At 71.9% G+C, this 20,865-nt stretch carries 16 protein-coding genes and 1 tRNA gene; 3 read left to right on the top strand and 14 right to left on the bottom strand.

Translation table 11 applies throughout. From position 1 onward, the window contains the following. Positions 1-45 precede the first annotated feature (45 nt). The 13 genes from rpoB to ABD208_RS01700 all read right to left on the bottom strand — a co-directional run bounded on the left by rpoB (position 46) and on the right by ABD208_RS01700 (position 16,163). Entirely contained in the window at positions 46-3,558 is a 3,513-nt protein-coding gene (gene rpoB / locus ABD208_RS01760) for a DNA-directed RNA polymerase subunit beta (RefSeq protein ID WP_344098945.1), read from the bottom strand. Between the two features lie 508 nt (positions 3,559-4,066). Further along, a complete protein-coding gene (gene rplL, locus ABD208_RS01755; RefSeq protein ID WP_344098944.1) occupies positions 4,067-4,453 on the bottom strand; it encodes a 50S ribosomal protein L7/L12 in 387 nt (128 codons plus the stop codon). Positions 4,454-4,530: 77 nt separating this feature from the next. Continuing rightward, complete coding sequence (gene rplJ, locus ABD208_RS01750; RefSeq protein ID WP_344098943.1) at positions 4,531-5,061, bottom strand: 50S ribosomal protein L10; 531 nt, start codon at positions 5,059-5,061, stop codon at positions 4,531-4,533. Positions 5,062-5,358: 297 nt separating this feature from the next. Further along, entirely contained in the window at positions 5,359-7,944 is a 2,586-nt protein-coding gene (locus ABD208_RS01745; protein ID WP_344098942.1) for a CHAT domain-containing protein, read from the bottom strand. A gap of 5 nt (positions 7,945-7,949) precedes the next feature. Next, positions 7,950-9,413: a S8 family peptidase gene (locus ABD208_RS01740; RefSeq protein WP_344098941.1), complete on the bottom strand. Its 1,464-nt coding sequence runs from the start codon at positions 9,411-9,413 to the stop codon at positions 7,950-7,952. Between the two features lie 117 nt (positions 9,414-9,530). After that, on the bottom strand, positions 9,531-10,082 hold the full coding sequence (locus tag ABD208_RS01735; RefSeq protein ID WP_344098940.1) for a hypothetical protein: 552 nt from the start codon (positions 10,080-10,082) through the stop codon (positions 9,531-9,533). Further along, on the bottom strand, positions 10,073-10,717 hold the full coding sequence (locus tag ABD208_RS01730; protein WP_344098939.1) for an RNA polymerase sigma factor: 645 nt from the start codon (positions 10,715-10,717) through the stop codon (positions 10,073-10,075). Before ABD208_RS01730 ends, ABD208_RS01735 begins: the two co-directional genes overlap by 10 nt. Positions 10,718-10,996: 279 nt before the next feature. After that, the gene (gene rplA / locus ABD208_RS01725) at positions 10,997-11,713 is read right to left on the bottom strand and encodes a 50S ribosomal protein L1 (protein WP_344098938.1); all 717 of its coding nucleotides are present in this window, start codon (positions 11,711-11,713) and stop codon (positions 10,997-10,999) included. Positions 11,714-11,791: 78 nt separating this feature from the next. Then, entirely contained in the window at positions 11,792-12,223 is a 432-nt protein-coding gene (rplK, locus tag ABD208_RS01720; RefSeq protein WP_344098937.1) for a 50S ribosomal protein L11, read from the bottom strand. A 93-nt stretch (positions 12,224-12,316) separates the two neighbouring features. Beyond that, complete coding sequence (gene nusG, locus ABD208_RS01715) at positions 12,317-13,174, bottom strand: transcription termination/antitermination protein NusG (protein WP_344098936.1); 858 nt, start codon at positions 13,172-13,174, stop codon at positions 12,317-12,319. 208 nt (positions 13,175-13,382) lie between these two features. Next, positions 13,383-13,634 carry a preprotein translocase subunit SecE gene (gene secE, locus ABD208_RS01710; RefSeq protein WP_344098935.1) on the bottom strand — a complete coding sequence of 84 codons (252 nt, stop codon included), beginning with the start codon at positions 13,632-13,634 and terminating at the stop codon, positions 13,383-13,385. Positions 13,635-13,739: 105 nt separating this feature from the next. Further along, a tRNA-Trp gene (locus tag ABD208_RS01705) sits at positions 13,740-13,815 on the bottom strand. A gap of 182 nt (positions 13,816-13,997) precedes the next feature. Further along, positions 13,998-16,163 (bottom strand): serine/threonine-protein kinase, encoded by a 2,166-nt coding sequence (locus ABD208_RS01700; RefSeq protein WP_344098934.1) that lies wholly within the window; start codon positions 16,161-16,163, stop codon positions 13,998-14,000. Positions 16,164-16,289: 126 nt separating this feature from the next. On the opposite strand from ABD208_RS01700, the gene ABD208_RS01695 reads away from it, so the two are divergent. Then, on the top strand, positions 16,290-17,375 hold the full coding sequence (locus ABD208_RS01695) for an adenosine deaminase (RefSeq protein WP_344098933.1): 1,086 nt from the start codon (positions 16,290-16,292) through the stop codon (positions 17,373-17,375). Positions 17,376-17,502: 127 nt separating this feature from the next. After that, positions 17,503-18,564: a L,D-transpeptidase family protein gene (locus tag ABD208_RS01690; RefSeq protein ID WP_344098932.1), complete on the top strand. Its 1,062-nt coding sequence runs from the start codon at positions 17,503-17,505 to the stop codon at positions 18,562-18,564. An 82-nt stretch (positions 18,565-18,646) separates the two neighbouring features. Here the strand turns inward: ABD208_RS01690 and ABD208_RS01685 are convergent, their stop codons facing one another. Then, the gene (locus tag ABD208_RS01685; RefSeq protein ID WP_344098931.1) at positions 18,647-19,498 is read right to left on the bottom strand and encodes a matrixin family metalloprotease; all 852 of its coding nucleotides are present in this window, start codon (positions 19,496-19,498) and stop codon (positions 18,647-18,649) included. 149 nt (positions 19,499-19,647) lie between these two features. Here ABD208_RS01685 and ABD208_RS01680 point away from each other — a divergent pair, with 149 nt between their 5' ends. Continuing rightward, positions 19,648-20,832 (top strand): UDP-N-acetylmuramate dehydrogenase, encoded by a 1,185-nt coding sequence (locus tag ABD208_RS01680; protein ID WP_344098930.1) that lies wholly within the window; start codon positions 19,648-19,650, stop codon positions 20,830-20,832. Positions 20,833-20,865 lie beyond the last annotated feature (33 nt).

Genomic DNA, 20,865 nt, shown 5'->3' with positions numbered 1-20,865 from the left:
CTCAGAGAGTTCTCGAAAGTCCTGATGTCGGGGCGTGGCCCGGAATTAGATCTCGTCGACGGTCGACGCCGAGTTCGGGCGGCGGGACAAGTCGATCCCGAGCTCCTCCGCGGCGCGGTACACCTCGTCGTCGGACTCCTTCATCTCGATGGCGGAGCCGTCGCTGGACAGCACCTCCACGTTCAGGCAGAGCGACTGCATCTCCTTCAGGAGTACCTTGAAGGACTCCGGGATACCCGAGTCGGGGATGTTCTCGCCCTTGACGATGGCCTCGTAGACCTTGACGCGGCCGGGGACGTCGTCGGACTTGATGGTCAGGAGCTCCTGCAGGGTGTAGGCCGCGCCGTACGCCTCGAGGGCCCACACCTCCATCTCGCCGAAACGCTGTCCGCCGAACTGCGCCTTACCACCCAGCGGCTGCTGCGTGATCATGGAGTAGGGGCCGGTGGAACGGGCGTGGATCTTGTCGTCCACCAGGTGGTGGAGCTTCAGGATGTACATGTAGCCCGTGGAGATCGGCTCCGGGAACGGCTCGCCGGAGCGGCCGTCGAACAGGCGGGCCTTGCCCTCCTCGTTGACCATGCGCGAACCGTCGCGGTTCGGCAGCGTGGTCGAGATGAGGCCGCGCAGGGCGTCCTCCTGCAGGCCGTCGAACACCGGCGTGGCGACCGGGGCACCGGGCTCGCTCTTCCGAGCGATCTCCGGGACGTTCTTCAGCCAGTCGGCGTTCTGGTCCTCCGCCTGGGAGACGTCCCAGCCGCGCTTGGCGACCCACCCGAGGTGGGTCTCCAGCACCTGGCCGACGTTCATGCGGCCGGGCACGCCCAGCGGGTTGAGGATGACGTCCACCGCGGTGCCGTCCTCGAGGAACGGCATGTCCTCGACGGGCAGGATCTTCGAGATGACGCCCTTGTTGCCGTGCCGGCCGGCGAGCTTGTCACCCACGGTGATCTTGCGGCGGTTGGCGATGTACACGCGGACCAGCTGGTTCACGCCGGCGGGCAGCTCGTCGCCGTCCTCGCGGTTGAACTCGCGGACCGCGATGACGGTGCCGGACTCGCCGTGCGGCACCTTGAGGGAGGTGTCGCGCACCTCGCGCGCCTTCTCGCCGAAGATCGCGCGGAGCAGGCGCTCCTCCGGGGTCAGCTCGGTCTCGCCCTTCGGGGTGACCTTGCCGACCAGGATGTCGCCGGCGCCGACCTCGGCACCGATGCGCACGATGCCGCGCTCGTCGAGGTCGCCCAGGACCTCCTCGGAGACGTTCGGGATGTCCCGCGTGATCTCCTCGGGGCCGAGCTTCGTGTCGCGGGCGTCGACCTCGTGCTCCTCGATGTGGATCGAGGAGAGGACGTCGTCCTCCACGAGACGCTGGCTCAGGATGATCGCGTCCTCGTAGTTGTGGCCCTCCCACGACATGAACGCCACGAGCAGGTTCTTGCCGAGCGCGAGCTCTCCCTCGTCCGTGGCGGGGCCGTCGGCCATGACCGAGCCGACCTCGACGCGGTCGCCCTCGTCCACGAGCACCCGCTGGTTGTAGCTGGTGCCCTGGTTCGAGCGGATGAACTTGTGCACGCGGTAGGAGCCCGTGGTGCCGTCGTCGTTCGCGACGAGGATCAGGTCCGCGGAGACCTCGGTGACGACACCGGGCTTCGTGGCCACGATGACGTCGCCGGCGTCGATCGCCGCGCGGCGCTCCATGCCCGTGCCGACCACCGGCATCTCCGAGCGGACCAGCGGCACCGCCTGGCGCTGCATGTTCGCGCCCATGAGCGCGCGGTTCGCGTCGTCGTGCTCGAGGAACGGGATCAGGGCCGTCGCGACCGACACCATCTGGCGCGGCGAGACGTCCATGTAGTCGACCTCGGTGGCCGGGACGTCGTTCGTCTCGCCGCCCTTGGTGCGGACCAGGACGCGGTCGAGCTGGAAGACGCCGTCCTCGCTCAGCGGGGTGTTCGCCTGCGCGATGACGTGGCGGTCCTCGTCGTCGGACGTGAGGTACTCGACCTCGTCCGTGACGCGACCGTCCGTGACCTTGCGGTACGGCGTCTCGATGAAGCCGAACGGGTTGATGCGGCCGAACGACGCGAGCGAGCCGATCAGGCCGATGTTCGGGCCTTCCGGCGTCTCGATCGGGCACATGCGGCCGTAGTGCGACGGGTGGACGTCACGGACCTCCATGCCGGCGCGGTCGCGGGACAGACCGCCCGGGCCGAGCGCGGACAGGCGGCGCTTGTGCGTCAGGCCGGCCAGCGGGTTGTTCTGGTCCATGAACTGCGACAGCTGGGACGTGCCGAAGAACTCGCGGATCGAGGCCACCACGGGGCGGATGTTGATCAGCGTCTGCGGGGTGATCGCCTCGACGTCCTGCGTCGTCATGCGCTCGCGCACGACGCGCTCCATGCGGGACAGACCCGTGCGGACCTGGTTCTGGATCAGCTCGCCCACGGCGCGGATGCGGCGGTTGCCGAAGTGGTCGATGTCGTCCGTCTCGACGCGCACCTCGACCGGCTCGCCGTTGCGGCGGCCCGGGATGGTGGCGACGTCGGCGTGCAGGGCGGCGAGGTACTTGATCGTCGCGACGATGTCGTCGACCGCGAGCGTCGACTCGGTCAGCGGGGCGTCCGTGCCCACCTTCTTGCCGAGCTTGTACCGGCCCACCTTCGCCAGGTCGTATCGCTTCGGGTTGAAGTAGAAGTTCTCCAGCAGGGTGCGGCCCGCCTCCACCGTGGGCGGCTCACCCGGGCGGATCTTGCGGTACAGGTCCACGAGCGCCTCGTCCTCGGTGTGGACGTGGTCCTTCTCCAGCGTGTCCAGCACCGACGGGAAGTCGGCGAACTCCTCGCGGATCTGCGCCTCCGTGAGGCCCAGGGCCTTGAGCAGCACCGTCACCGGCTGCTTGCGCTTGCGGTCGACGCGCACGCCGACGGCGTCGCGCTTGTCGATCTCGAACTCCAGCCAGGCGCCCCGCGACGGGATCATCTTGGCCGAGAAGATGTCCTTGTCGCTCGTCTTGTCCGGCGTGCGCTCGAAGTACACGCCCGGGCTACGGACCAGCTGCGAGACGACGACGCGCTCGGTGCCGTTGATGATGAACGTGCCGCGCGCGGTCATGAGCGGGAAATCGCCCATGAAGACGGTCTGGCTCTTGATCTCACCGGTGGTGTAGTTCACGAACTCCGCGGTGACGAACAGCGGGGCGGCAAACGTGAAGTCCTTCTCCTTGCACTCGTCGGCCGAGTACTTCGGCGGCTCGAAACGGTGGTTGGAGAATGACAGGGACATCGACTGTCCGAAATCCTCGATCGGAGAGATCTCCTCGAAGATCTCTTCCAGGCCGGAGGCTTCCGGCACGTCGTTCCGGCCGGACGCCTTGGCCGCATCGACCCTGGCCTGCCACGCCGGGTTCCCGAGCAGCCAGTCGAAGCTCTCGGTCTGCAGACCGAGCAGGTCCGGAACTTCGAGGGGCTCGTGGATCTTGGCGAAGGAGACGCGGCGGGAGGCGGTACGGTTCGCGATGGCGTCGGCGGACGGTGCTGAAGGGGTGCGCGAGGCAGCCAAGAGGGGTCCTTCCCTGCAGTACGGGGTGAACGCTGTACGCTCGGGTGCTGCAGGAGGCACGGCCAGGGCTTCACCGATGGTCAGAGGCGTTCCTTCACAGGAACGAGACCGGGTTGTTCGGGAAGCGATGTGGCGGCATCGAGGGCACACGCGGGCGCAAAGCGCAAGCATACCTATTCACTTCAAGTATGTCTACTCGCTGCCTGTCGTGCACGCTGAGCAGCCAGTTGCGGGCCAGTTGCGGATCGGTTATCGAGCTTCACCCGGAAAAAGGTGCCGATCCGAAATGCACGACAAGACGCCACGAGGCCCGCACACCGCATTTCGCGGGTGTGCGGGCCTCGTGTGGTGTCACTGTCCGACGACGGCGCGCGGCCGCCGCCGTCGTCGTCGGACAAGCCTGCCGCTCCTCGTGCTCGGCTTCGGGCGAGTGCCTCGTTCCTCGGCCCTCACCCTCCACCGAGCCCTTCGTCGCGTCAGACGCTCACCTGCCCGAGGAGGGCATGGATCACTTGAGCTCGACGGTGGCGCCGGCGCCCTCGAGCTGAGCCTTGGCCTTCTCGGCGTCGTCCTTGTTCGCGCCCTCGAGGACCGGCTTGGGGGCACCGTCGACCAGGTCCTTGGCCTCCTTCAGGCCGAGGGACGTGAGCGCGCGCACCTCCTTGATGACACCGATCTTCTTGTCGCCGGCAGCGACGAGGATGACGTCGAACTCCGTCTTCTCCTCCTCGGCCTCGGCGGCGGCCGGGCCAGCCGGGCCGGCAACGGCCACGGCGGCCGGAGCGGCGGCGGTGACGTCGAACTTGTCCTCGAAAGCCTTCACGAACTCCGAGAGCTCGAGGAGGGTGAGCTCCTCGAACGCGGACAGGAGCTCTTCGGTGCTGAGCTTCGCCATGGTGGCGTTCCTTTCACTTCAGCGCTTCACGGGCGCTTGCCCGCCAGAAGCAGGGGTTGATAGCCAGGGCCACCGCGTCACGCGGCGGCACCCTCCGATTCCTGCTTCTGACGCAGGGCATCGACGATACGAGCGACCTGGGCGGGCTTGGCGGTGAAGGCGTACGCGGCACGCGTCAGCGTCGCCTTCAGGCCGCCGGCCACCTTGGCCAGCAGGACCTCGCGGGACTCGAGGTCCGCGAGCTTGGTGATCTCCGCGGCGGTCAGGGCGTTCCCGTCAAGGACACCGCCCTTGATGACCAGCGCGGGGTTCGCCTTGGCGAAGTCACGCAGACCCTTCGCGGCTTCGACCGGGTCCCCGGTCACGAAGGCGATGGCGGACGGGCCCTTCAGGTCGGCGTCGAGACCCTCGACACCGGCCTGGGTGGCCGCGATCCCCGTCAGCGTGTTCTTCACCACGGCGTAGGTTGCGTTGCCGCTGAGCGACCGGCGCAGCTCACGGAGCTGCGCGACGGAGAGCCCGCGGTACTCGGTCAGCACGGCCGCGTTGGACTCACGGAACTTGTCCGCGATCTCCGCGACGGCGGCTGCCTTGTCCGGCCTCGCCATGGCAATCCTTCCGGTGGTGGTACCACCGGCTGTCCTGTCCGCGGAAAAGAGAAGAGCCCCGGCGCAGGCGCACGGGGCTCGGAACACGTACGGGGACTTACCCGGAAGCGATCGACCTTCGTTCACCTGCGCAGGCCTCCGCACGATGCGGGACTTCGGTCTTCACCCACCCGAGGGCAGGGTCTGACGACCGGCGGTCTTTGGTTACCGGGCCAGCCTACACGCTCCCCGGCGAAGGCCGCGCACCCAGCGGGGTGCCGCTCGCCACACCCCGGTCAGGCGACGCATCGAACGGGGTCAGAGGCCCGGGAGCGAGGCGAAGCAGACCAGCGGCACCGGCTGGTCGACCTCCGCGCAGGCCGCCGCGAGCGCCGCCTCCGGGTCGTCCGTGGCGCGCAGGTGGGCGTGGAACCGGGGCATGACCTGCGCGGCGAGCGCGTCGGGGAGCGGCGCGACGGCGGCGACGACCGCGCGTGCGCCCAGGCGCAGCAGCACCGACGTGAGGCCGAGCACCTCTCCCCCGACCACCTCGGACGAGCCGCCGACCTCGCACGCCGCGAGCACCACGACGGACGCCGGGAGCCGCATCCCGTCCAGCTCGTGCGCGAACAGCGGCCCGTCGGCCAGCTCGATGGACGCGAACAACGGGTTGTCGGCGTCGTGCCGCCCGTGGGCGGCGAGGTGGACGACGTCGTGCGTCGCCAGGGCCTCCCGCACCGCCGCGGTGTTCGACGCCGCCCCGGTGAGCACGCTCGCACCGGGCCATTCGGCGCCGACGGCGTCCGCCTCGTCCGCGCCGTGGGCCACGCCTGGCCCGGCGGCCGCGAGCAGCCGGTGCCCGCCACCCGGACGCGCGTCCCTGCGCCCGCGCGCGACATGCGAGTTGACCGAGGTCCGGCGGCCCTGCCGCGACGGCAGGGCGGTCCACGGGATCCCGAGCAGCGGCTCCCGGGCCACCACGTGCAGATCCCCGTCGGCCCGGAGCGGCGCGACGACGGCGTCGTCCAGCTTCTTCAGCGAGCGGTCGAGCGACGCGCGCACGGCGGCGCGCAGCGGGGGCGGGATGTGCTCGTTCGCGGCCATGGCGATGTCCGTACGGACCCGGCGGATGAGCTCGGTGATCTCGTCGGGCGGGCCGAGGTCCAGGCGCTTCGCGCCCGTGCCGTCGACCGGGACGACGACGATCCGGCCGCCGAACACGGTGAAGTTCGCGACGACGGCGCCGCCGCCGAGCACCTGGACCACCTCGCGGGCCGTGACGGGACGGGCGACGTCGGCGTCCCCGGTGCGCAGCCACGCGCGTTCCCGGACCTGGTTCTGGATCGCGCCGGCCCGGCTGATGAGGCCCTCGCGTTCGGCCATGTGCTCCACGTCGGCGGGCAGCTCGCGGGCCGCGGCGAGCAGGCCGCGGGCCTCGGTGAGCAGCTCGGCCGCCACCGGGTCGTCGGGGGGCGTGATCCGGCCCGCGCCGGCGAAGGTGGAACGCCCGCGTTCCAGCGCGTCGAACAACGGCTGTGCGCGGCCGGTCCGCAGCGCGGCGCCGACGTCGACGTAGGCGAGATCGACGCCGTGCACGGCGGCGGCGGTCACGGACTCCACCGCTCCCAGCTTCGCCCGGTGCTCGGCCAGGAGCCGGAACCCCTGCCGGACCGCGCGCAGGCCGCGCGGGCGGTTGCCCTCGGAGAACGCGAGCTGCGCGGCGACGACCAGGCGTTGCAGCCTGGACGTCAGCGGCGTGTGCGGCGTGTCCCTCCGCACGTCGTCGAAGATCCTCCGCGCCCGTCCCGCCTCACCCGCGAGCAGGAGCCAGCGGGCCGCGACGAACCGCGCGGCGTCCCCGGGGTGGTACCCCAGGAAGGAGCCGGTGGCATCACCGTCGTCGGCGACCCGCAGCGCCTCCTGCGCCCGATCGGCAAGATCCGCACGTCGCTCCGGGTGCCGGCCGGCCTGCGCCAGTTCTGCCTCGAGCTCGAGCACGCGGGCGAAGGCCACCATCGGCTCGACGCCCACCTCGGCGAACCTCCGTCCCGCACGGACCGCCGCCTCGCGGGCGGGGCCGTACTGCTCCAGGCCCAGCAGGCACCGGGCGTGGAACCATTCGGCCTCCGCGCAGTCGGCTCGGAGCTGAGCCCGTTCGAGCTGCGGGATCGCCGCCCGGAGCAGAGCCTCGGCGTCCTCGAGCAGGCCGCTCCCGAACAGGACCTCGGCCCGGCCCAGGAAGGCCAGCCCGTCCTCCTGCCCGGGCAGCACCCGCTCGGCCTCCTCCATCGAGGCCAGGGCTGACGGGAGGTCCCCGAGGGTGTACTGCGCGTAGCCGATGTTCTGCAGCGCGAAGGAGATGGCCAGCGGGTCGCCGAGCTCGCGCGCGTGGTCGAACGACGCCTGGTAGTCCTGCAGCGCGGCCTCGAAGAGACCCAGCTCCGAGTGCGCGTTGCCCCGGTTCAGGTGCTGGATCGAGAGGTTGTAGTGATCGGCGCCGTCGACCATCGGCAAGGAGTCGTTGAGGATGTCGAGGGCACGCCGCGGGTTGCCCGAACGCAGGTGGAGCATCGCCCGCTGGGCGAGGACGACCGCGCGCAGCGACTCGTCGGCGGATCGCCCGGCGATGGCCTCCGCCCCGTCGCAGAGGTTCATCGGTTCGACCAGCGAGTTCGTGATCATCTGGACGGACCAGGCCAGCCCCAGTCGCGCCCGCACGGCGAGGTCGTCCCAGCGCAGGCGCCCGTCCGGGTCGAGGTGCGTCTCGTCGATCAGGTCGAGATCGGCCAGGAGCTCGCGGTAGCTCGATTCCGCGGTCGTCCAGCGTGTCCACTGGTTGTGGTCACGGGCCGCCTGCAGCCGTGCCGCGAGATCCTCCAGCTGACCCTCCCGTGTCGGCGCCATCGCCGCTACCGGGCAGGGACAGGCTCGGGTAGCCCCGTGACGGCATGCACGGCGGACCACGCCGCGGCGACCCGGGCGTCGTCCCGGCCCGCACGACGCCGCTCGAGAAGAACCTGCGCGAGCTCACCGGCCAGCACGGGCGCGGCGAAGGAGGTCCCGCTCCACTGCCCGAACCCGCCGGTGTAGTCGTCGGGGTCCACGGTCGAACGCACCGGGTTGCCGACCACGATCTGCGGCTCCTCCGGGCCGTTGAAGGTCGTCGGCATGGCGCTGAGGATCTCCCGGCCGTTGCGCACGCAGGTCACCCAGGGGCCGTCGTTGCTGAAGTCCGCGAGCGTGCCGTTCGGGTTCGCGGCCCCGACGGTCAGGATCGGCGGGTAGTCGGCCTGCAGGTCCGCCGGGTTCAGCGGCTCGGCCCGGCCGTCGACGCGCCGGACGTGCGGCGCCCATCCGGCCGGATAGATCTCGCGGTCGTCACCGTCGTTGCCCGCGGAGACCACCACCAGGACGCCCGCCCGGCGCAGGTCCCGCAGGACGCCGCGCAGCATGCCCTCGTAGTCGTCGTCGTCGGAGGACTCGGGCTGGAAGCCCATGGCGAGCACCACGATGTCGACGGCGGCGCTCCTCGCCCGCCCGGCCAGGCCGCGCAGGTGGTACTCCAGCAGCCGCTCCAGCGTCCGGATGAGGTCCCACTCGCGGACCATCCCGTCCCCGGACATGGCCCGTACCGGCAGGATCGCCGCGTCGGGGCAGATCTGGTGGACCACTCCCGCGATGAACGTCCCGTGGCCCGCGAACGGGTTGAGCGCGTCGGGCGTCGAGTCGGGCTCGTCCTCGGTGAAGGTCCCGATCGGGCCGCCGTCGACCGATGCGTCGCGGATCACGACGCGGTCCCCGTCGAGCCAGGGGTGTTCACCGATACCCGTGTCGACGATCGCGACGACAGGACGCCGGAGGCTCTGCGCGGTGAGCCAGGGCCGCGTCCCGTCGGCGTGGGTCCGGCGGGGAGCCGGCCCAGGGCGGTGAGCCGGTTCCCGGTCGCCCGGAACAGGCGAACCCGTGCCCCTCCGGTGGCCCACCAGCACGTGGTCCAGGCCGATCCGCTTGCGCTCGTCCGCGTCGGTGTCGGCGGCGACCTCGTCCAGGAGGTCCCAGACGTCGCCGTCGTCGTCCATCGCGAGCTTGAGGGCGAGGCCCGGGCGGACGGAGCCGTCGCGGGAGGAGGCCGCGTCCAGCGGCTCCTCCTCCAGGGTGAGGTCGCGCGCCGCCGCGCGCTCGCGGAGCCTGTCCAGCAGCGGGTCCGGGTCGTCGCCCGGGGTCGTGCGGATGATGAGCCGGTCGGCGACGTATCGCGTCGGTGCGAGCGTCACGTCCCGGCGGCAGTTCGTCTCGTCCGGGTTCAGCTGGCGCATGGGGCGCCAGCCGCCGGTGTGGTCTCGGACCTGGGGTGTCTCGGGGTTCAGGATCACTGGGGTTCACCTCTCGCTTCTGCTACGTCTGTCCTCGCTCCGCCGCCGCGCTTCCCCTCGGGACCACTGTGCGGCACGACCTCCCCCGATGGCCATGAAAGTAGGCGCTCCCGCGGGCTACAGTTCGATCACGGGCGTGCTGACGGGCCCGCCGTCCGCCGCCGGCCGCCGCACGATCAGGCTCGCGGGGCCGTGCGGAACCGCCGGGAACGAGAAACGCCCGTCCTCGTCCGCGTCCGTCCGGGTCGGCTCGGTGCCCGGCCGGTGCAGTTCCACCGTGTACGACGGCGTGGGCACGGCGATCCACCCGTCCACCCGCACCTGACCCGCCCGCTCGCGCGAGAGCTGGATCATCAGGGTGAGGTCGCCGTGGGTGAACGAGATGGTGCGGGCCTCGGCCGGGGCGTCCTCCGCGGCGGCCGACGCCGACGAGCGCACACCCGCCAGGGCGCCCGGCAGCTGGACCACCTCCATCACCTCCGCCTCCAGGCCCGCCAGCGTCGCGGCGAACAGGGAGCGCTCGATCAGGTCCGCGGGCATCGGATCCATCCGGCCGGTCACCCGGGCCAGGCCCGCGAGCAGGGCCCGGTCCGTCTCGTCGAGCGGTTCCGCCGGGGAGACGTCGAGTTCGTCGTCACCGATCTCCGGCACGCGCGGGTTCAGGTCCATGCGCCACCACCCGACCGCACGAACTCGGTGCGCAGCTTCGCCAGGCACCGTCCGCGCGTGGCCCCGATGCTGCCCACGGGCATGCCGATCGCCTCGGAGATCATCCGGTAGTCCGGCCGGTCCGCGAGCGACACCAGGTGCAGGAGCTGCTGGCAGCGCTCGGGCAGCGTGCCGAACGCCTGCCAGAGGAGGCGGTCGCGCTCGTCGGCGAGCACCTCCGCGTCCGGCTGCGGTGCCGGGTCCGGAACGGCCGAGGCGCGGCCCGCGACGTCGTCGTCGGACATCACCGTGCGGACCCGCGCCTCGGCGCGGTCCTTCCGGACCGCGTCCCACGCGGCGCGGCGGACGGTCGTGAGCAGCCACTTCAGGACGGCGCGCGGCTCGTCGATGCGGTCGGCGTTGCGCACGAGCTGCATCCACGTGTTCTGCACGATGTCGGCGGCGTCGTCGTAGGACGCGCCCTGGCTGCGGGCCGTGGCCCACAGCAAACGGGACGCCTCACGGATCAGCGCGTCGAGGGCCGCGGGACGCCCGGCGCGGTATTCCAGCAGCGCATGGGCGGCACGCTCGCCGAGCGTGGCGCCGGGAGCCGGGCAGGACTCGGGGCCGGATGGAACATCACTGGATGGAGTCATCGCCTCGATGCGGGGTCTCGGCACCCGTCTTCCGGGGTGCCTCCGTGTGGACGGACGCAAATATACGGCGACACACTGACACGTACGACGTGTCGGTCCCCGTTTCACCGGTACGTGCACCCGGAACACCCTTCTGGACGAAGCAACGATCGACTTCCATCCGACAAGAGTGCGGCACCGGCGGTCTGATACATCGGAACGAGAACGCCGCCGGCCCGCGCTCCCAGGGGAACGCGGGCCGGCGGCGTCGGACCGAGCCGGGTCAGCTGCTGACGCTCGTCAGACCGGCGTCGGCTCCAGCAAGTTCGTCACGCGGGACTGGTCGAGCGGGATGCCCGGGCCCATCGTCGTGGTGACGGTCGCCTTCGTGATGTAGCGGCCCTTCGAGGAGGACGGCTTGAGACGCAGCACCTCGTCGAGCGCGGCGCCGTAGTTCTCCACGAGCTTCTCGGTGGGGAACGACACCTTGCCGATGATGAAGTGCAGGTTCGAGTGCTTGTCCACGCGGAACTCGATCTTGCCGCCCTTGATCTCGGTCACGGCCTTGGCCACGTCCATGGTCACGGTGCCGGTCTTCGGGTTCGGCATGAGGCCGCGGGGGCCCAGCACCTTACCGAGGCGACCGACCTTGCCCATGAGGTCCGGCGTCGCGACCGCGGCGTCGAAGTCCGTGTACCCGCCGGCCACCTTGTCGATCAGCTCGTCGCCGCCGACCTCGTCGGCGCCGGCCGCGCGGGCCTCCTCCGCCTTGGCGGCGTTCGCGAACACGATGACCTTGGCGGTCTTACCCGTGCCGTGCGGCAGGTTGACCGTGCCGCGGACCATCTGGTCCGCCTGGCGCGGGTCCACGCCGAGCCGGAACACGACCTCGACGGTCGAGTCGTACTTGGTGGTGGCGGTCTCCTGCGCGAGGGTCACGGCCTCCAGCGGCGCGTAGAGCGCGTCGCGGTCGATCTTCGCGAACGCGTCGCGGTACTTCTTGCCCTGCTTGGCCATCTCTGTTTCCTTCTCTCGTGGTCGTAGCGGGCCGTGTCGCCCTGCCACTGGATGTCATCCGGGGAGAACCCCGGAGGATCACTCGGGAACGGTGATCCCCATCGAACGGGCGGTGCCCGCGATGATCTTGGCGGCCGCGTCGATGTCGTTCGCGTTGAGGTCCGGCATCTTCGTCTCGGCGATCTGGCGGATCTGGTCCGTCGTCAGGCTCGCGACCTTCGCCGTGTGCGGCGTGGCGGAACCCTTCTTCACGCCCGCGGCCTTCTTGATCAGCTCGGCGGCCGGCGGCGTCTTCGTGATGAAGGTGAACGAGCGGTCCTCGTAGACCGTGATCTCGACCGGGATGACGTTGCCGCGCTGCGACTCGGTCGCCGCGTTGTAGGCCTTGCAGAACTCCATGATGTTCACGCCGTGCTGACCGAGCGCGGGGCCGATCGGCGGGGCGGGGTTCGCCGCACCGGCCTGGATCTGGAGCTTGATGAGGCCGGAGACCTTCTTCTTGGGGGGCATGCGAGTGCGCTCTCTGTTCATGGGCCGACGCCGTGGGCGATGACCCGGTTGCAGGGCCGGCCGCGGTCGCGGCCGGCGGGTTCGCCGGGAGGACTAGATCTTGGCGACCTGGTCGAAGCCCAGCTCGACCGGGGTCTCCCGGCCGAAGATGGAGACGAGGACGTGGAGCTTCTGGCCCTCGGCGTTGATCTCGGAGATGGTGGCCGGCAGCGTGTCGAACGGACCGTCCGTGACGGTGACCGACTCGCCGACCTCGAAGTCGACGTGGATGGCGGACCTCGCCTGCCCACCGGACGAAGCGTCCGAGGCGGCCCGGCCGGCGGCCGGCGTCTCGGCCTCGACGGCGGGCGCGAGCATCGAGTAGACCTCGTCGAACGTCAGCGGCACCGGCTGGTGGGTGTGACCCACGAAGCCCGTCACACCGGGCGTGTGACGCACGGCGCCCCACGACTCGTCGGTGAGGTCCATGCGCACGAGGACGTAGCCGGGGATCCGCACGCGGCTGACGATCTTCTTCTGCGCGTTCTTGATCTCGGCCACCTCTTCCATGGGGACCTCGATCTGGAAGATGTAGTCCTCCATGTTCAGGCTCTGGATGCGGTTCTCCAGGTTCGCCTTCACGCGCTTCTCGTAGCCCGCGTAGGAGTGGATCACGTACCAGTCGCCCGGCTGCGAGCGCAGCATGCTCTTGAACTCGGCGATCTCGTCGACGATCTCGTCGTCGACGCTGCCCTCGTCCTCCGCGTCGGCATCCTCGGCGGCGGCGTCCTCGTCGGCGTCCGATTCCTCGTCCGCGTCATCCTCGGCGAACTCGTCCGCCGGCTCGGCGTCGTCGTCGACGTCCGCAGGCACTTCGGTGTCCTCGGTGTCCACGGTCACGTCATCGCCCTCGGCGTTCCCGGCTTCGGGCAGCTCGACGTTCTCCGTCTGGTCCAGAGAATCCTGGGACACGAACGAACCTGCTTTCTTCTCCTGGCCGGGACGGACCCGGCACGACGTTGCGGACGCGCTGATGCGGATGTGGTTTCGGAACACCACACCACACCTGACTCCTATTGTCGCGCAGTGTGCGCGTCGAGGAGCGCTGAATCATGCCCGACGACGTGTGGGATCGGTCTCGGCGGGCCTCAGCCGGCCCTGCCGGAGCAGCCGCCCCGCGTCACTCCCCGCCGAAGACGAGGAACGCGAGCTTGCCGATGCCGAAGTCGAGTGCGGTCACGAACAGCATGACCACCACGAGGAAGACCAGGACGACCCACGTGTAGTTGAGCAGTTCCGAGCGCGTCGGCGTGACGACCTTCTTGAGCTCGCCGATCACCTGGCGCACGAAGAGCGCGATCCGCGCGAAGATGTTGCGGCGGCCCGCACTCGGGCGCTCCGCGGTGCTCTTCACAACCTCGGTGTCGCTCACTTGCTACCCCACTTCTGTGGCATCAGCCCCGCCATCGGGCGGGACGGTCCGGCCTGGCGCCACTCGCGTGGCCCCGGGCGTGCGTGACCCCGGCGGGACCAACGCTGGCAGGGTAGACAGGACTCGAACCTGCAACCTGCGGTTTTGGAGACCGCTGCGCTACCAATTGCGCCACTACCCTTCGGATCCAGCTCCTCGCCGCACGAGCTGGAGACCGCCGTGAGGCGCGCTCCAACGGCGATGAGCCGATCACCGATGCCCAACTGTACGGCACGGGACGCGGTGGGTCGAACTCGATCTCCCCGGCGCGTCGCCGGGGCCCGTCCGGGCCCGCGCCGGTCAGCACACGTCCCGGCCCGCGCGTCAGTCCTCGACGTTGATCTTCGGCGAACCGTCGCCGTCGTCACCCGATCCGCCGCCACCGCCCCCGCTGGGCTCGCTGCTCGGCTCCCCGGCCGGTTCGCTGGCTCCGTCGGTCGGCTCCGCCGAGGGCTCGCCCGTCACCCCGTCGGTCGGCTCCGAGCTCGGCGTCGCCTCGTCGCTCGGCCCCACGCTCGGCGTCGCCTCGTCCGTCGGCTCCATGCTCAGGCTCGGGCTGGACGACGGCGACGGCGACACCGACGGCGTCGCGCTCACGGACGGCTCGGAAACCTCGGGCACGACCGGCGGCTCGTACACGTCGCCGGACTCGTCCGGCGAGGGCGAGGACGACGGCGACGGCTTCGGCTGCGTCGAGGCCATCTTCGTGATGCTCACCGACGGCTGCGGCGTCCCGCCGAGGCCGTCCAGCAGGCTCGCGAGGGCCACGCCCCCGGCGCCGAGCACCAGCACCCCCGCCACGGCCAGCGCGACGACCCGGCCGCGCCGGGGCTTCTCCTCGCCGGGCGGTCCGGGCACGGGCCCGGGAAGGACCGGCGGCCGCTCCCCCGGGCTCACGGCGCGGATCGCCCCGGTGCGCGCGGCCTCGCCCGGCGCCGGCGGAACCGGCGCCAGGGTCTCGGTCGCCCCCGCCTCGTCGCTCGGCACGTAGGCGCCGACCACCGTCGTCCGCCCGTGGCCCGCGGCGTCGTCGGCGATCTGCCCGACGCGGAGCGTGCCGCCGCCGACCTGGTCGAGCCGCTCGGTGGGCTCGCCGGGCCGGGCGATGTCCTCGGTGGGCCCGGGCGGCAGCGGGAGACCCGCCGTGCGGTCCCGGGGCACGATCAGCGAACGGATCGTCGCCGCCATCCCGGCGGCGTCCGGGTAGCGCCGCACCGGGTTCTTCGCCATCGCCCGCGCGACGATCCGGTCCACCGAGCCCGGCACCAGCGGCTTGCGCGCGGACGGCGCCGGCACGGGCGCCTCCACGTGCGCCCGCAGTACGTCCTGCGCCGCCGCGCGCTCGTACGGGGCGTGCCCGGTGATCGTGTAGTAGAGCAGGGCGCCGACGGCGTACAGGTCGCTGCGCAGGTCGAGCGGCTGCCCCTTGGCCTGCTCGGGTGACATGCCGATGATCGACCCGGAGACGGTCTCCCCGTCGCCGTCGCCGCCGCCGGGCGCGGTGAGGCCGAGGTCCAGCAGGCCGACGCCGTACGTGCCGTCCTCGCGCTCCAGCACCATGACGTTGCGCGGCGCGATGTCGCGGTGCACCAGCCCGGCGTCGTGCACGGCGCCGACGCCGTCCAGCAGGTCGGCGACGATCTCGAGCGCGGTCTGCCACGGCAGGCCGCCGCCGGCGGCCGCCTCGGACAGCAGGCGGCCGGGGAAACGCCGCATGACGGTCCACGGGACGACGGCGCCCGCGACGTCGTCCTCGCCGGTGGCCAGGACCTTGACCACCCCGGGGTGGTCGAACCGCTCGGAGGCCTCGACCTCGCGCTGCAGGGAGGCCCGGGAGAACTCGTCGTGGACCAGATGGGGGTGCAGCACCTTGACCACGAGCGGCCACTCGCCGTCGTCGCCGTCCTCGATGGGACGCGCCTCGTAGACGGTGAACGTCGCGCCCGTGCCGAGGACGTCGCCCAGCTCGTAGCGGCCGCCGAGCGTCACATGGCCCCCGTGCCGCTCGGGCTCGGCGGTCGCACCGCTCAGGTCGAGCTGCGTGCGGTCGCCGTCCGCGCCGGGGCCGTCGGCGTCGTCCGCGTCGGCGCCGTCCGCGCCGGGGCCGTCGGCCTCGGGGGCGCCGTCCGCGCCAGGGTTGCCGTCGCCGTCCGCGCCGGAGTCGTCGTCCGCGCCGAGGTCGCCGGCCCGTTCGGCAGGGGTGGCGTCGGCGGCGGAGGCTGCTTCATCGGCAGCGGAGTCATCGGCAGCGCCGGCGGCGTCGTCATCGGCGTCCGACGGCGTCGGGCCGGCGTCCGCGTTCCCCGGGTCACCGGCCGTGCCGGCCGCCGGCTCGTCCGTGCTCCCGGCCGGTTCCGGCGCCGCGGCGTCCTCGCCCTCGCCGGCCGGCTGGTCCTGATCAGCGGCTGCCGGTTCGTTCGACGACCGGGCCGCCCCGGGCTCGTGGTCGTCGGCCTCGCCCTCGCCGGGCGTCTTCGGTGTGATCGTCATTTCTCCCGCAGTGCCTCGCCGGGCTACCGCTCAGTCCGCTCGTTCGCTGGTCAGATCAGCTGAATAGGTACATCCTCATCACGGATCGCGCGTGCCACGCTCGCTCCAGTTTGCCAGACTACGCAGATGCGAGACCTGGCGCTGCTTCCCAAGGCCCACTTACACCTCCATTTCACGGGATCCATGCGAGTCGGCACGCTCGTCGACCTGGCGAGCAAGTACCAGGTCCGGCTCCCGCAGGCCCTGACGGACGGCGATCCGCTCCAGCTCCCGCCCACGGAGCGCGGCTGGTTCCGATTCCAGCGCCTCTACGACGCCGCCCGCAAGTGCGTCCGTTCCGCGGACGACATGCGCCGGATCGTCGACGAGGCCGCGGCCGACGACGCCGCCGAGGGCTCGGGCCGCCTCGAGATCCAGGTGGACCCGACGTCGTACGCGCCGTTCACGGGCGGCATCACGCCCGCCGTCGAGATCGTGCTCGACGCCGCCCGCACCGCGAGCGCCACGCACGGCATCGAGGTGGGCGTGATCATCGCGGCCTCGCGGATGCGGCACCCGCTCGACGCCCGCACGCTGGCCCGGCTGGCGGCGCGGTACGCGGGCGACGGCGTCGGCGACGTCGTCGGCTTCGGGCTGTCGAACGACGAGCGGCGCGGGAACACGGGCGCCTTCGCGCGCGCCTTCGAGATCGCCCGGCGTGCCGGGCTGGCGTCCGTGCCGCACGGCGGGGAGCTGCTGGGGCCGCGGCACGTCGGGGTGGTGCTGCGCGATCTCGCGCCGGACCGGCTGGGGCACGGCGTGCGGGCCGCCGAGGACGAGCGGCTGCTCGCCGAGATCGTCGAGCGCGAGGTCGCGCTGGAGGTGTGCCCGGCGTCGAACGTGAGCCTCGGCGTCTACCACTCCGCGGCCGACGTCCCGCTGCGGGAGCTGGCCGACGCGGGCGCGCGGATCGCGCTGGGCGCGGACGACCCGCTGCTGTTCGGGTCCCGGCTGGTCGCGCAGTACGAGACGGCGCGGCGGGCGCACGGGTTCTCCGACCAGGAGCTGGCGGGGCTGGCGAGGTCGTCGATCCGGGCGAGCCGGGCGTCGTCGTCGACCCGGCAACGGCTGCTGCGCGGGGTGGACGAGTGGCTGGCAGCTCCGGACGGAAATGTCACCGCAGGTCAGGGGGATATTGTGCGGAAAGGGACGGAGTCCGTCACGGTTGTGTAAATATCCGTCGGAACAACTGATCTCCGTGTTGGCGCGTTGACCGTAAGTGACGGACACTCGCAGGAAGCGTCCGCGCGAGGACTTCCACGCACGCGCGTCTCGACAGTGACGCCCAGAGGAGATCGACATGGCCAGGACCCAGCCCCGTATCCCCGCCCTCCGTGCCACCGCTCTGCTCACGGCAGCGGTGCTGAGCGGTTCGGTGCTGGCGGGCTGCTCCGCCGAGGGAGACCCGGAGGCCGGGGCCGCGACGCCCGGTGCGTCGCCGACGCGATCGGCGGCGACCGAGGAGGCGTCGCCGACGCCTACCGCCGCGGCCGAGCCTTCCGCCGAGGCGCCGGACGACGCGACCGGGAAGCCTGACGACGCCGGCGAGCCCGGTGCGGGCGGCGAGGCCGGCGACGACGGCGAGGTCGCCGGCGCCTCCGAGGACGACGAGGCCCACGCCGACCGCGACGGGCAGCGCGACGACGCGGACGAGAACGCCGGCTCCGGCAAGGACGCCGCGGACGGCGAGCGCGAGGACGAGAACGGCGACGGGTCCGGCAAGGACGGCGACGAGGACGAGGCGCAGGAACCGGAGCTCCCCGAGTTCGTGGCCTACGGCGAGACCAGCGAGCGCGTCGGCGAGCTGCAGGCCCGTCTCCAGGATCTGGGCTACCACGTCACGAGCGTCGACGGCTCGTACGGCGGCGAGACGCAGCAGGCGCTGTGGGCGTTCCAGAAGGCGGCCGGGCTGTACCGGGACGGCGTCGTCGGGCCCGCCACCCAGCAGGCGCTGGACAACGGGGTCGTGCCGCAGCCGCGGTCGTCGTCGGGCAAGGTCATCGAGATCGACATCGACCGGCAGCTCATGCTCGCCGTCGAGAACGGCGTCGTCGTCAAGACGCTGAACGCGGCGTCCGGCAACGGCGAGCGGTACACGGCCAAGGGCAGCACCTACTGGGCGACGACGCCGCGGGGTGACTTCGCGATCTACAACGAGATCAACGGCGTGCACGCCTCGACGCTGGAACTCGGCGACATGAACCGGCCGAAGTACTTCAACGGCGGGATCGCGCTGCACGGCTCGGACTCGGTGCCGCCGTTCCCGGCGTCGCACGGCTGCGTGCGGGTGTCGCACTCCGCGATCAACTGGATCTGGGACACCTGGGGCGCGCCCCGGGGCACGCGCGTGCTCGTGTACTGAGCTGCTCTCCCGCCCGGGCCCGGATCCCGTGGCGCCCCGGTTCGTCCCCGGAGATCACCCCTCGCGCCCCGCGGGGTCCCGCTCAGGTGTCCGTGTGGCAGTCGCCGCGGCCCGCGCGCGCGAACCCCGCCCGGTCGCCGTCGCCGAGCTCGTGCACGTCGAGCGAGCTCTCGGGGTACATGATCTGCCGCGCGTCGTCGACGTGCTCGAGGCCGAGCGCGTGGCCGAGCTCGTGCACGGTGACGGTCTCGATGTACTCCCGCCCGCGCGGCAGGTACAGCCAGTTGTCGAGCACGCCCGCGTTCAGCGTCACCGCCCCGGTGACCAGACGGGGCGCGCCGCCCAGCGTCACCATCGTCGCCCCGCCGACCCCGGCGGTGTCACCGTTCAGCGCCCCCATCTCGTCCTGGCGGGCCCAGGAGATCAGCAGCGGCGCCCAGCGGTCCCCGTACCGCTCGGGCTGGACGGGAGGCCGGTCCTGGCGCGGACGCTCCTTCGTGGCGCCGTCCTCGACGAAGTCCAGGCCGGTGGCCTGCTCGACGCGGTCGACGGCGTCGCGGATCTCCCGCAGCGCGGCCGCCGGCATCCCCTGGGTCCGCACCACGTAGTGCAGGGGGCGGCAGGGGTCGTGACGGACGGGCTCGCCGTCGTCGGCCACGTGCTCGAACGCGTACGCGGTTCCCGGGCCCGGGTCGACCGCGGGCCGGATCCTGTCCGGGGCGGCGTCGTGCGGGACGGGCGGGATCGGGACGCCGTCGATACGCGGCCGGAGCCCGGGCGCGCCCGCGTCCGGGCGCAGCACGAACGGCTCCATCGTGGCCTGCTCGTCGAGCTCCAGGACCTGCCGCAGCTGCGGCAGGCCGATCGTGATCACCAGCGCGGCGATGACCGCGAAGACGGTGAGGGTGAAAAACGTGCGCGCAACCTGACGCATCGTGCAGCTCCTCGTCCGACGTCGTTGCAGATGGCCCTGAGGTTCACACGTACGGGAGCGCCGTTTGGTTCCACGATGTTGACGGAGTTCACCCCGGCCATGTCGAAGATGTGCACATCCTTCCACGGCCGTGTAGATAGGCTTGCAGGGTGACAGCAGACCAGGACGTGCTCCCACACAGCGCCGTCGTCCCGAGTCTCGCCGACCTCACCACGCTGAGGGTCGGCGGACCTGTCTCCGCGTACGTGGAGGCGCGAACCGAGCACGAGTTGCTCGACGCCGTCCGCGAGGCGGACGAGTCGGGCACGCCGCTGCTCGTCGTCGGCGGCGGCTCCAACCTGCTGGTCGCGGACGAGGGCTTCGACGGCGTCGTGGTCCGCGACATGCGCTCGGGCCTGGAGGTCGCCTCCCAGGACGCGTGCGGCGGCGCCGTCGCGACCGCCCCCGCGGGGCACCGCTGGGACGACCTGGTGCGCGAGGCCGTGGAGTCCGAGTGGTTCGGCATCGAGGCCCTGGCCGGGATCCCCGGCACCGTGGGCGCCGCGCCCGTGCAGAACATCGGCGCCTACGGCCAGGAGGTCTCGTCGTCGCTGGCGAGCATCCGGGTGTGGGACCGGGCGCGGTCCCGGGTGCGCACCCTGGTGAACGCGGAGCTCGGGTTCGGGTACCGTACGTCGGTCCTCAAGCGCTCCATGCACGTCTCCGGCCGCCAGGCGGGCGACGGCGACCCGCGGGCGCCCTGGTACCCGTCGCCGCGGTACGTCGTGCTCGACGTCACGCTGCAGCTGCGGCTCGGGTCGCTGTCCGCGCCGATCGCCTACGGTCAGCTCGCGGCGCAGCTCGGCGCCGAGCAGGGCGACCGGGTGCCGTCGAAGGACCTGCGCGAGGCCGTGCTGGCCCTGCGCGGCGGCAAGGGCATGGTGCTCGACGATCCCGCCGGCCCCACGGGCCCCGATCACGACAGGTGGAGCGCCGGCTCGTTCTTCACGAACCCGATCGTGTCCGCCGCCCACGCGCAGCGGCTGCCGGAGGGCGCCCCGCGGTTCACCGTCCGGAGCGCCGAGCAGGAGGGCGGCGACGACGCCGAGCAGGCGGGGGTCAAGGTGTCGGCCGCCTGGCTGATCCAGCACGCTGGCTTCGAGCCCGGCTTCGGGCTGACGGGCGAGAACAGCCCGGCCCGGCTCTCCACCAAGCACACGCTGGCGCTGACCAACCGCGGCACCGCGCGCGCGGAGGACCTGATCGCCCTGGCCCGGGCCGTCCGGGACGGCGTCCGCGACCGCTTCGGCGTGACGCTGGTCCCCGAGCCGGTGCTCGTCGGCGTGACGCTCTGACGGAGCCGCGCGTACGGCGCCGGGGCCTCCGGT

The sequence above is a fragment of the Myceligenerans crystallogenes genome (genome assembly GCF_039529775.1).
GTDB lineage: Bacteria > Actinomycetota > Actinomycetes > Actinomycetales > Cellulomonadaceae > Myceligenerans > Myceligenerans crystallogenes.
The sequence above is the reverse complement of the archived record's forward strand: the minus strand, read 5'-3'. Positions and strand labels throughout refer to the sequence as shown.